The sequence below is a fragment of the Pseudomonas sp. PvP027 genome (assembly GCF_017833005.1).
GTDB classification, from domain to species: Bacteria; Pseudomonadota; Gammaproteobacteria; order Pseudomonadales; family Pseudomonadaceae; genus Aquipseudomonas; species Aquipseudomonas congelans.
On sequence record NZ_JAFIBK010000001.1, the window covers coordinates 1,092,600 to 1,104,699 of the forward strand.

At 59.9% G+C, this 12,100-nt stretch carries 8 protein-coding genes and 4 tRNA genes; 2 read left to right on the forward strand and 10 right to left on the reverse strand.

Annotated features, from left to right (window positions below; all coding sequences use genetic code 11):
- Window positions 1–58: 58 nt before the first annotated feature.
- The 9 genes from JOE33_RS04270 to uvrB form a co-directional block, all read right to left on the reverse strand.
- Complete coding sequence (locus JOE33_RS04270; RefSeq protein WP_005893722.1) at window positions 59–502, reverse strand: Hsp20 family protein; 444 nt, start codon at window positions 500–502, stop codon at window positions 59–61.
- 101 nt (window positions 503–603) lie between these two features.
- Complete coding sequence (locus JOE33_RS04275; RefSeq protein ID WP_010435118.1) at window positions 604–1,584, reverse strand: tRNA-dihydrouridine synthase family protein; 981 nt, start codon at window positions 1,582–1,584, stop codon at window positions 604–606.
- Between the two features lie 29 nt (window positions 1,585–1,613).
- The gene (locus JOE33_RS04280; protein WP_054993972.1) at window positions 1,614–2,075 is read right to left on the reverse strand and encodes a thioesterase family protein; all 462 of its coding nucleotides are present in this window, start codon (window positions 2,073–2,075) and stop codon (window positions 1,614–1,616) included.
- A gap of 525 nt (window positions 2,076–2,600) precedes the next feature.
- Window positions 2,601–2,676: transfer RNA gene (locus JOE33_RS04285), tRNA-Glu, on the reverse strand.
- A gap of 46 nt (window positions 2,677–2,722) precedes the next feature.
- A tRNA-Ala gene (locus JOE33_RS04290) sits at window positions 2,723–2,798 on the reverse strand.
- A 51-nt stretch (window positions 2,799–2,849) separates the two neighbouring features.
- A tRNA-Glu gene (locus JOE33_RS04295) sits at window positions 2,850–2,925 on the reverse strand.
- 88 nt (window positions 2,926–3,013) lie between these two features.
- Window positions 3,014–3,089, reverse strand: a tRNA-Ala gene (locus tag JOE33_RS04300).
- 148 nt (window positions 3,090–3,237) lie between these two features.
- Window positions 3,238–4,719, reverse strand: a complete 1,482-nt coding sequence (gltX, locus tag JOE33_RS04305; protein WP_032613541.1) for a glutamate--tRNA ligase — start codon at window positions 4,717–4,719, stop codon at window positions 3,238–3,240.
- Between the two features lie 841 nt (window positions 4,720–5,560).
- On the reverse strand, window positions 5,561–7,576 hold the full coding sequence (gene uvrB, locus JOE33_RS04310; protein WP_010437052.1) for an excinuclease ABC subunit UvrB: 2,016 nt from the start codon (window positions 7,574–7,576) through the stop codon (window positions 5,561–5,563).
- Window positions 7,577–7,975: 399 nt separating this feature from the next.
- Here uvrB and JOE33_RS04315 point away from each other — a divergent pair, with 399 nt between their 5' ends.
- Both JOE33_RS04315 and JOE33_RS04320 read left to right on the forward strand, forming a co-directional pair.
- Window positions 7,976–9,172, forward strand: coding sequence for an amino acid aminotransferase (locus JOE33_RS04315; protein WP_003316505.1), 1,197 nt, complete (start codon window positions 7,976–7,978; stop codon window positions 9,170–9,172).
- A gap of 223 nt (window positions 9,173–9,395) precedes the next feature.
- Window positions 9,396–9,707 carry a hypothetical protein gene (locus JOE33_RS04320; RefSeq protein WP_096103208.1) on the forward strand — a complete coding sequence of 104 codons (312 nt, stop codon included), beginning with the start codon at window positions 9,396–9,398 and terminating at the stop codon, window positions 9,705–9,707.
- Between the two features lie 52 nt (window positions 9,708–9,759).
- Here JOE33_RS04320 and JOE33_RS04325 read toward each other — a convergent pair whose 3' ends face one another.
- Complete coding sequence (locus tag JOE33_RS04325; RefSeq protein WP_187626148.1) at window positions 9,760–12,093, reverse strand: acylase; 2,334 nt, start codon at window positions 12,091–12,093, stop codon at window positions 9,760–9,762.
- Window positions 12,094–12,100: the final 7 nt, after the last annotated feature.

A 12,100-nucleotide genomic window follows, 5' to 3' on the forward strand; every position in this document is an offset into this window, starting at 1 on the left:
AGGCGCCCCGTAGGCGCCTTCCCGGTTACATGCCGCTGACTCAACGTCACCTGACGGATCAGTTTTCCAGCGCTTTCTGGCTATTGAGCGGAATACGCTTTGGTTTCGCTTCTTCCGGCACGTTGCGCACCAAGTCAATGTTCAGCAGCCCGTGAGACAAATCGGCCCCTTTGACTTCGATATTGTCCGCCAGCCTGAACGACAACTTGAATTCACGGCGGGCAATACCCTGATGCAGATACGTCACGTTTTCGGCTTCTTGCTCGCGCTTGCTGCCGATCACGGTCAGCACACCTTTCTCAACCTGCAACTCGAGATCCTGCTCTTGCATGCCTGCTGCAGCAATCACGATTCGATAATGGTCATCGGTGTGCCGCTCGACGTTGTAGGGCGGATAGCCGCTGGTTGTCTCATTTCGTGCCGCCGACTCGAAGAGGTCGTTGAAGCGGTCGAATCCCACTGAGTTGCGAAACAGTGGAGCCAGAGAAAATGCAGTAGCCATAACAATTCTCCTGTTTATCAGCGAGTGGTTTACGCGACCCGTTTTCGGCATCGCTTGATCACCAAAATAGGGACGGCCTTTCGCTTTTCAAGAGACTTTTTTCAGACTTTTTTTGACCGTTCGTCGGGCTCGTTTTCGGACAAGCAGCCCAGCAATACGCTGATGCGATCGCAGTCGGTCTCGCGGCGCAACGCATTGAACATAAGGGTCGCCTCGGGATAGCTTTTGGTCAGCAGCACCAGCCACTGCTTGAGCCGGCCCGGCGCCTGAATCAGCGTCATCTTCGCCAGACAGTCCTGCCAGAAGACCCGCAGCATCGGCTGCAACTCGTCCCAGGTCATTGGCACGACCTCTTCGCCCTTCTGCGCCGCAGCGATCTGCCGGGCCAGATCAGGGCGCGCCACCAACCCGCGACCAATCATGATGTCTCGCGCGCCGCAGATTTCGCGGCAACGCCGCCAGTCGTCAACCGTCCAGATTTCCCCGTTGGCGACCACCGGAACCTTGACCACTTCCTGAATGCGCGCAATCCATTCCCAGTGCGCCGGAGGCTTGTAGCCGTCGACCTTGGTGCGGGCATGAACGACGATTTGCTCGGCCCCGCCGTCAGCCAGCGCTCTGGCGCAATCCAGCGCGCCATCGGTGTTTTCGTAGCCGAGGCGCATCTTGGCGGTCACTGGAATAGCTTTGGGCACGGCACGTCGCACCTGACTGACGATCGAGTGCAGCAATTCCGGCTCCTTGAGCAGGATTGCGCCGCCACGCGAGCGGTTGACAGTCTTGGCCGGGCAGCCGAAGTTCAGGTCCAGTACCGGTGCGCCCAGTTCGCAGGCGAATGCGGCGTTTTCGGCCAGGCACACTGGATCGGAGCCCAGCAACTGAAGGCGCAATGGCGTGCCCGCGTCAGTTTTCGCGCCCTGGTGAAATTCCGATGCGTACTTGTAGAAGTAATGCGCCGGCATCAAACGCTCGGACACCCGGATGAATTCGGTCACGCACCAGTCGATGCCGCCGACTTTCGTCAGCACATTACGCAGGATGTCGTCGACCAACCCCTCCATGGGCGCCAGAGCAATTTGCATGGGTCACACTCGAAAAAAAGTCCGGCAGTTTACTGCCCGACGTGCGGATTGGGAACGGCGCTGTCAGAGATGGCTGCGCCATAACCCTCGATGAACTCGGCAGGCATACGCTTGGGCTTACCGCTGGAGAGCTCGATGCAGACAAAGGTGGTTTGCGCGCGCAACAACGTCAGGTTGTCGGCAGGCCGCTTGAGCTGAAAGCAGCGGGTCATTTTCAGGCGGCGGTCCCAGTCGACGATCCAGGTCGCCAGTTGCAGTTCGTCGTTCTCATAGGCGCTGGCCAGGTAGTCGATCTCATGCCTGACCACCGCCATGGCCCGGTCCAGACGCCGATATTCAGTCAGGTCCAACCCGAGAAACTGCGAATGACGCCAGGCACAGCGCTCCAGCCAGGAAACATAGACAGCGTTATTGGCATGCCCCAGCCCGTCGATGTCTTCGGCGGCGACATTCAGATCAATGACAAACGGCGTTGCCCGGTCCCAGACCATGCGTGCTCCTGCTTGAGTGGATGTGATTGGCGGGAGTGTAGCGGGTCATGCCGCGCGTTCACACGCGTTGGCATGAAAAGCGCCCCTCGGAATGCCTTTTGCTCTTCACGCTACAGCGCTCAGAGTCATACACAAGTCTGGATAAGCCCGGATAAAAGGCCTGAAACCGTACGTGCAGACTGGACACAGACCTGTGGGAGTGAGCTTGCTCACGAAGACGATGCATCCAACCCCTATTTCCTGGGGGCTATACCGGCCTCTTCGCGAGCAAGCTCGCTCCCACAAGACTTATGTATAACCACGAGGGCTGCAGCGCGAGGATGCAGTTCGCGGCGCACTGCGTTGCGAACGCATAGAGGACGCGGAGTGTCCTGAACGGCATGCCAACGCAGTAACGGCACGAGAGTCGGTTACCGTTGAGTGTGGCAATAGATAAAAACAGAAAGGAGGGGTTTTCAAACCCTGAAAAAACAAAAGGGCCATTCAATAATCGAATGACCCTTGGTCCCGCATAGCGGGAAATCGTGGCGTCCCCTAGGGGACTCGAACCCCTGTTACCGCCGTGAAAGGGCGGTGTCCTAGGCCACTAGACGAAGGGGACGCAAAACCTTCAGTCAGGTTCATCGAACGATGAACCCTGGCAAAATTGGTGGAGCTTAGCGGGATCGAACCGCTGACCTCCTGCATGCCATGCAGGCGCTCTCCCAGCTGAGCTAAAGCCCCGGATTTACGCCTCTCGGCGGAGATCAACCTTCCGGCATCACTCGGTGAAACTGGCGTCCCCTAGGGGACTCGAACCCCTGTTACCGCCGTGAAAGGGCGGTGTCCTAGGCCACTAGACGAAGGGGACAAAACCTTCTCGCAAAACAAACGGTCGCTGGATCCGCTTGTTTCACATCATTCCAGAGCAGTGTAGCAGCACTCTGAAACGCTAAATTTGGTGGAGCTTAGCGGGATCGAACCGCTGACCTCCTGCATGCCATGCAGGCGCTCTCCCAGCTGAGCTAAAGCCCCACATCAGTGGACGGGGCGCATATTAAGCGTGAGTGACAGGGCTGTCAAATTTATTTTCGACAATCTGCAAACTTTTTTGTCGGTAATACAACCACTTACCATTCAACCCCCGGAAAACCGGGGGCGATTCACAGGAACAGGTAACGCCTCAGGCGATAGCGCCCAGAAGCTTTTCCCATTCCTTGTTTTCTTTCTTGGAAACGCCACCCAGCAAATCGAGGGCCTGGCGCAGCCGGAAGCGGGTCAGGTCCGGCCCGAGGATTTCCATCGCATCGGTCACCGACACCGAGTTGGCCTGACCGGTGATTGCCGCAAACATCAGTGGCATGGCATCACGCAGCTTGAGTTCGAGATGTTCGACCACGGCCTGGATACAGCCCATGATCCGCTCCTTCTCCCATTGGCGCAGCGATTCCAGCTTCCACAGGATCAGTTGCATTACCTGACGCACCTGCTCCGGAGACAGCTTCTTGTGTTCGAACAGCTTCACATCAGGCGTGACACCACCTGCAAAGAAGAAACCGGCCAGCGGGGCGACCTGACTGAAGGTCTCTACCCTGCCCTGCACATGCGGTGCGATCTTCATCATGTAGTCAGGGTTCAGCGCCCAGGTCTTCAGACGCGAGGCAAACTCCTCGACCGGCAGATCACGCAGCCATTGGCCATTGAGCCAGGAAAGCTTCTCGATATCGAAGATCGGCCCGCCCAGCGAAACACGCGACAGGTCGAAGTTGTCGACCATCTCCTGCAAGGAGAACTTCTCGCGCTCGTCAGGCATCGACCAGCCCATGCGCCCCAGGTAGTTGAGCATCGCCTCGGGCATGAAGCCCATGCGCTCGTAGAAGGTCACCGAGGTGGGGTTCTTGCGCTTGGACAGCTTGCTCTTGTCGGGGTTACGCAGCAGCGGCATGTAGCACAGTTGCGGCTTGTCCCAGCCGAAGTATTCGTACAGCAGGATCAGCTTGGGTGCCGATGGCAGCCATTCTTCGCCGCGCAATACGTGGGTGATGCCCATCAGGTGGTCATCGACCACGTTGGCGAGGAAGTAGGTCGGCAGACCGTCGGTCTTCATCAGGACCTGCATGTCCATGCGGTCCCACGGGATTTCGACTTCGCCACGCAGCATGTCCGGTACTACGCAGACGCCTTCGGTCGGCACTTTCATGCGGATCACGTGTGGCTCGCCGGCATCCAGGCGGCGCTGGACTTCTTCCTTGGAGAGCAGCAAGGCACGACCGTCATAGCGCGGGGTTTCGCCCTTGGCCTGCTGTTCGGCGCGCATCGCGTCCAGTTCTTCGGCGGTGCAGAAGCACGGGAAGGCATGCCCCATGTCGACCAGTTGCTGCGCGTACTTCTTATAGATATCGCCGCGCTCGCTTTGGCGGTATGGACCATGTGGACCACCGACGTCCGGGCCTTCGCTCCAGTCGATGCCCAGCCAGCGCAGTGCGTCGAAGATCTGCTGTTCGGACTCGCGGGTAGAGCGCAGTTGATCGGTGTCTTCAATGCGCAGGATGAACTCGCCGCCGTGCTGTTTGGCAAAGCAGTAGTTGAACAGCGCGATGTAGGCCGTGCCGACGTGGGGGTCGCCTGTGGGCGATGGCGCGATGCGGGTACGAACGGTGGTCATGGAAAATCCCGAATTAGGTCGATCAAGCGCGGGATGTTAACAGGCCGGGGGCATGGGGCTCCAGCAAGAAAGGCAATTGTCCGGACGCCTCTCGTTCCGCATGCTCCGCTCCCGGAGTTGTAAACACATTCAGCTGATTATCGTGCCAATGCTCCGCGTTGGCATGCAGTTCGTGACGCTCTGCGTCACACGGCGGTTCTGCGCTGTCAGGTGGATTGGGGTTGGGGTCCGGCCCGGAAACTGATGGCTATCGTTCTTCACGCTCCGCGTGGGAATGCAGTTCGTGACGCTCTGCGTCACACGGCGGTTCTGCGACATCAGGTGGATTGGGGTTGGGGTCCGGCCCGGAAACTGATGGCTATCGTTCCTCACGCTCCGCGTGGGAATGCAGTTCGTGACGCTCCGCGTCACACGGCGGTTCTGCGATGTCAGGTGGATTGGGGTTCGGCTGAGGTCACCTTTTCGCCCCTCGGCGACCTACTTTGATGGGGCCAAAGTAGGCAAAGCCCGCAGCTCCGTTTCCGGCCCGACTTCGTCGGGTTCCTTCGTCCTGACACTGATCCGGGGGTCGCCGCAACGGGCCATCCATGGCCCGGTGCGGCTAGCCTGGCGTCCTGCCAGGCTACCCCCGGATCAGTGTCAGGACTCAGCCGTCACTTACGTCGCACTCTGCGTCGTCAGGGCCATCGCGATTGAAAAGCATTGCGCCGGCAGCGGCTGCTTGTAAGGCATGGACGTTGCGCTGCGGCACAGATGTGACGCAGAGCGCCACGAACGGCATGCCAACGCAGAGCATTGGCATGATCGTCAACGCGGATTGACGCGAGAGCCAGCTAGCCAATCAAACCGCCAGCAATCGCTCGCGCAGTTTGCCGATTTCGTCGCGCATTTGTGCAGCGGCCTCGAATTCCAGGTCGCGGGCCAGCTGATACATTTTTTCTTCCAGTTGGCGAATGCGTTTGTTGATCTCGCTCGGCGAGCGCAGTTCGTTTTCGTAGCGGGCGTTTTCTTCGGCGGCTTTGGCCATGCCTTTGCGCTTTTTGCTCCGAGAGCCCGGCACGGTGGCGCCTTCCATGATGTCGGCGACGTCCTTGAACACGCCTTTGGGAGTGATGCCATGCTCCAGGTTGAACGCCAGCTGCTTCTCGCGACGTCGCTCGGTCTCGCCGATGGCGCGCTCCATCGAGCCGGTAATCCGGTCGGCATACAGAATCGCCCGGCCGTTGAGGTTCCGCGCCGCCCGGCCAATGGTCTGGATCAGCGAACGGTCGGAACGCAGGAAGCCTTCCTTGTCGGCATCGAGAATCGCCACCAGCGACACTTCCGGCATGTCCAGGCCTTCGCGCAGCAGGTTGATGCCCACCAGCACATCGAATGTCCCCAAGCGCAGGTCGCGGATGATTTCGACACGTTCCACCGTATCGATGTCCGAGTGCAGGTAACGCACGCGCACCCCGTGGTCGCTGAGGTAGTCGGTCAAATCCTCGGACATGCGCTTGGTCAGCGTGGTGACCAGCACCCTCTCCTCCAGCGCAGCACGCTTGTGAATTTCCGACAGCAGATCGTCGACCTGGGTCAGCGCCGGACGAATCTCGATCTGCGGGTCTACCAGACCGGTCGGACGCACCACCTGCTCGACGATACGCCCGGCGTGCTCGGCCTCGTAGTTACCGGGAGTTGCCGAGACGAAAATGGTCTGCGGACTGATCGCCTCCCACTCGTCGAAGCGCATCGGCCGGTTATCCAGCGCCGACGGCAGGCGGAAACCGTACTCGACCAGGGTTTCCTTTCGGGAACGGTCACCTTTGTACATCGCGCCGACCTGCGGCACGCTGACGTGGGACTCGTCGATTACCAGCAAGGCATCCGGGGGCAGGTAATCGAACAGGGTCGGCGGCGGCGCACCGGACGGACGGCCCGACAGGTAGCGCGAGTAGTTTTCGATACCGTTGCAGTAGCCCAGCTCCAGCATCATCTCCAGATCGAAACGGGTGCGCTGCTCAAGGCGCTGGGCTTCCACCAGCTTGTTCTGGCTGCGCAGGTATTCAAGACGTTCCTGCAGCTCGACCTTGATCCCTTCCATCGCCTCGACCAGCGTTTCGCGCGGGGTGACGTAGTGGCTTTTCGGGTAGAAGGTGAAGCGCGGCAGCTTGCGAATCACCTCGCCGGTCAGCGGATCGAACGCCGACAGGCTCTCGACCTCGTCATCGAACAGCTCGACCCGGATCGCTTCCAGATCGGATTCGGCCGGGTAGATGTCGATCACGTCACCGCGCACCCGAAACGTCGCACGGGCAAAGTCCATGTCGTTGCGGGTGTATTGCAGGTCGGCCAGACGGCGAAGCAAGGCGCGCTGATCGAGTTTGTCGCCGCGATCGATGTGCATGACCATACGCAGATAGGTTTCCGGACTGCCCAGACCGTAGATGCACGACACCGTGGTGACGATGATCGCATCCTTGCGCTCCAGCAGCGCCTTGGTCGCGGACAGGCGCATCTGTTCGATGTGGTCGTTGATCGACGCATCCTTCTCGATGAAGGTGTCGGACGACGGCACATAGGCTTCGGGCTGGTAGTAGTCGTAGTAGGAAACGAAGTATTCCACGGCGTTATTCGGGAAAAACGCCTTGAACTCACCATACAACTGCGCGGCCAGGGTCTTGTTCGGTGCCAGCACCAGCGTCGGACGCTTGATCTGGGAAATCACGTTGGCGATGCTGAACGTCTTGCCCGAGCCGGTCACTCCGAGAAGGGTCTGGTGCGCGAGCCCGGCGTCGATCCCTTCGACCAGTTGGCGAATGGCCTCGGGCTGATCGCCGGCTGGCTCAAAGCGGGTAACGAGCTGGAACTCGGACATAACTGACCTCTTGAATGGTGCGCGTGTGACGGGTTCGCATGAATCTGCACGCGACCTGACCGCCTCGACGGCACAACTGGAAATATTCGTCGGTGCATGACGGCGCAATGACGAAATCATCGCAGACGGCCGTTCCCACCGGGAAGCAGGCGTGCGATGTTTTGAAGTGATGGCTAATAGATGGAGTCATATATCAGCCTTTCAAGGCACCCACTTAAAGCATTGAGGTTTTAACCGAACGAACGTTCTACAAATATGCGCAAAAACCTGTAAAAAACCCGCGCTGCACTGTCGATCACCGAGGGGATGCTCTCTATACTACGCTCTGTTTGCGCACCGCTTTGGCGCATCGAGCCTCAGCGTGTCCCCTTCCCACTCTTCACCAAGAGCCGCCGCACCATGAGCCTGTTTTCCGCTGTCGAAATGGCACCCCGCGATCCGATCCTGGGTATCAACGAAGCCTTCAACGCCGACACCCGCAGCACCAAGGTCAACCTTGGCGTAGGCGTCTACTGTGATGAAGACGGGCGCATTCCCCTGCTGCGCGCCGTGGCCGAAGCCGAGAAGGTCCGCGTGGCCCAGCATGCTCCGCGTGGCTACCTGCCGATCGACGGTATTGCTGCCTATGACCAGGCCGTGCAAAAACTGTTGCTGGGCGCCGATTCGCCGCTGATCGCCTCGGGCCGCGTGCTGACCACCCAATCGGTCGGCGGCACCGGCGCATTGAAGATCGGTGCCGACTTCCTCAAGCAGCTGCTGCCCGATGCCGTCGTCGCCATCAGCGATCCGAGCTGGGAAAACCATCGCGCGCTGTTCGAAACCGCAGGCTTTGCGGTGCAGAACTATCGCTATTACGACGCTGCCACTCACGACGTGAACCGGGCCGGCATGCTCGAAGACCTGCACAACCTGCCGAACAACTCGGTGGTCGTGTTGCACGCCTGCTGCCACAACCCGACCGGCGTCGACCTGAGCTTGGATGACTGGAAAAAAGTGCTGGAAGTGGTCAAGGCCAAGGGCCACGTACCGTTTCTGGACATGGCCTACCAGGGCTTCGGTCAGGGTATCCAGGAAGATGCGCTGGCAGTGCGCCTGTTCGCCGAGTCGGGCCTGACCTTCTTCGCCTCGAGCTCGTTCTCCAAATCGCTGTCGCTGTATGGCGAACGCGTTGGCGCGCTGTCGATCATTACCGAATCGAAGGAAGAAACCACTCGCGTCCTGTCCCAGGTCAAGCGCGTGATCCGCACCAACTACTCCAACCCGCCGACCCACGGCGCGATCATCTCCGCTGCGGTGCTTAACGACCCGACGCTGCGTGCAATGTGGGAAGAGGAACTGGGCGAAATGCGTCTGCGCATCCAGGGCATGCGCAAGGCGATGGTCGAGCGTCTGGCTGATAACCCGGCCGGTCAGGACTTCAGCTTCGTCGCTCGCCAGTGCGGCATGTTCTCCTACTCCGGTCTGACCGCCGAACAGGCCCAGCGCCTGCGCAGCGAGTTCGGCATCTACGCGCTGGACACCGGCCGTATCTGCGTGGCCGCGCTGAATCAGAAGAACATCGACGTGGTGTGTGACGCGATCAAAAAAGTGCTCTGACTGCGCTGCACGTATCTGTAGCAGCGAACCTGTTCGCGAAGGCCATATTCCGGTCGATGCATTTCATGCAACGTACCGGCCCTTCGCGAACAACGCTTATCCAACAGCCCTGCACGCGGCACGCCCTTCTGCATCACCATTCGGCAACTGAATCGAACGATCCCCCTTGCTACCCCTCGAAACTCTGTCAGACCAAATTTCTGAACCCGATATCGAGGTACTCATGTCTATCGAACCGCAACGTCAGAAAGAACCGACGCCAAATCAGGACGCACCTGCCAGCCCGGGCCCGGACCGCAACGATCCGGCAATCGAGCCACAAGTCGGGGACGTAAAACCCGAGACTGAAAAGGGCAATGGCCAGAGCCAAGGCCAGACGCCATCCCCAAGCCAGTCACAGACTCAGTCGCAGAGCCAGTCAACCGGCGACAGCGCCTACGTGCCTGACCATGAGCCGGAAGAAAAAACCGAGGATTTACGCAATCATCAGCCCACCACTGGCGTTGACGCCGACATCGATACACCCGGCGGCTGATTCCCGGCAAGCGCATTTGGGCCGCATGGCCCAAACGCTTTTCTTGCCGTTCTCAGCGATCAGCCTCCTCGCTTATCACCTGCACCTCATACGCAGGATCAGCCTTGATCTGCTGTTCAGTAAAGGGCAATGCTTGCCACTGCTTTTTTGAAAACGCCTCAGTCTGGTCATTTGAGTGGGGTGACTGCGGATTGCTCGATTCCGAGAACGCCAGTAAACCCTGCGCCTTGGGGCCCTTCTCATCGAACGTCACCACTTGCAGGTAGCTGGTGCCACTGACCACCTCGCGCTTGCCATCCTTGCCCGCCACGGTCTGCATGGCGTTATAAATGCCGAGCCCTGCCGGACCGCCGTGAATCGGGATCGGTTTGCCGCTGATGCTCGACACCTGAATATCGCCCCATGTGCTGTCCGCAGGAATACCGGCCTTGGCCACTTCATCGACAGCTGCAAGCATGGCCGCGCGCAATGCAGTGGCGACTTGAGGGTTTTCAATCGCCAGCCCGCTCGGCGTGCGAACCGGGTCCTGCGGATCGAACGCAACGCGCCAGCGCGAGGCAACCGCCTGCATGGACGTCACGATTCTCTGGAAGTACACGAACCCGATGCCACTGTTCAGGTCAGCGCGTCCATCCCAGGCTTTCAGTGCGGTACACAGCGGCGTCAGACGCGCCGCATCATCACCCAGCTCTGAGGCACAGAACTTGAGCAGATCCGGCAGCACCTGCCTGGCCTGATACACCTCGTTGTCCATGACCATCGCCTGCAGGTTCTCGACAGTGACTTTGCCTGCCTTGCCGAGGCTGTCCAGTCGATCCAGCGCAAAGCGTGCACGCTGACCCAGCGGCTGGCCGTCCTGGCTGATCAGCGGCGAAAAGTCCTTCAACGGCGCAGCGGGATTGACCATCCACGCCGAGTCGTTGGAGTGCTGCAAGAAGTCGGTCCGCAGCAATTGCGGCTGGCGCGAGGACGGATAGATACCGGCTTGTGCCGCCTCTGCGGAGACCTCCCAGTTGCATTCACTGCGCGAGCCGTCGAGCACGATCAATTCTGTACCGATACGCGGATCGCTGCATCTGGCAAGCCTGGCGGCATCAACGTTCGGCACCACCGAGAGATTCATGTACAGCGCCTGCCCCTTGGCATCGACTGCCAGGGTGTTGACCCACGGAATGCCCTGGATCTTGTGCACCGAATCCTGAAACGCGTTGAGGCTGTCCGCCTTGTCCATCGCATACCACTGCTGCAAGACCCGATCATTTTGCAGGTTGGCATCACGCAGACTGAAGGCAAACTTATTGTCCCAGTCCAGCCTGCCCGGCCACTGCACCACCGGACCGAATGTGGACAAATAGACGATGCGTGGCACCGACTTCAGGCTGCCATCCGGTTGCTTCACGTCGACACTCACCTGCTGCTTGCCCATGGCAACCGATTGGCCATCCAGCATGTAACGGGTGGAATTCTTCGGGTCGAGCTGCAGGCGATGCAGCGTGAAGTGTTTCGACGTGTCGACGGTATGGCTCCAGGCCAGATGCTGATTGAAGCCGATATTGATCAGCGGCAGGCCCGGCAACGCTGCGCCCATCACATCAAGCTTGCCGGGGATGGTCAGGTGCATTTGATAGAAGCGCAGACCGCCAGCCCATGGAAAATGCGGATTGGCCAGCAGCATGCCGCGCCCGTTGGCGGACAGCTCGCGCCCTATTGCCACTGCATTGCTGCCGCGCTCCAGGGCAAAACGCTGGTTACGCACAGCGGCCAGTTGCAGCGCCTGGACCTGCAGAGCATCGACCTGCAGCGGCTTCTGCAGCGCCGGCGGCGTGGCACCCGCCAGCGCTTCGGCGAACTGCCCCACGCCGCCCTCGACCAGCAGGCGACGGGTCAAACGCACCAGATCATCGGTGCTGATCGGCCGAACCCACTCGGCCGCACAGGGCTGCGGCAGGCCCTTGGCCTTCTGCTCGTCGAGCGAGCGGTTGTAACCGGCGACATAGCCCTGCATCAACTGGCGAATCTCCAGCGGCTGCGCATTCCAGAAATCCGCCAGAGCCTGCGGCGTATTGAGCCACTGGAACAGCAGATCGCTGGCCATGTTGTTGCGCTGTTCAAGGGTCGCCTTGTCCGGCCCGAAATAGCGCGAGCGCTGGCCATTGACGGTGACCACCTCATTGGCCAGCAGGCACAGGTTGTCGTGCGCGTAGGCGTAACCGATGCCGTAGCCCAGACCGCGCTCATTGGCGGCAACGATATGCGGCACGCCAGAACCGGTACGCCGGATCTCGGCCCTGGCCGCTTGATTTCCGGGCTCAACCAACGCCTGCGCAGGCAGAACCACAGCCAACGAAAGACCTGCAAACAGAAAACCGCACAGGGGTCTGGACATAATCACG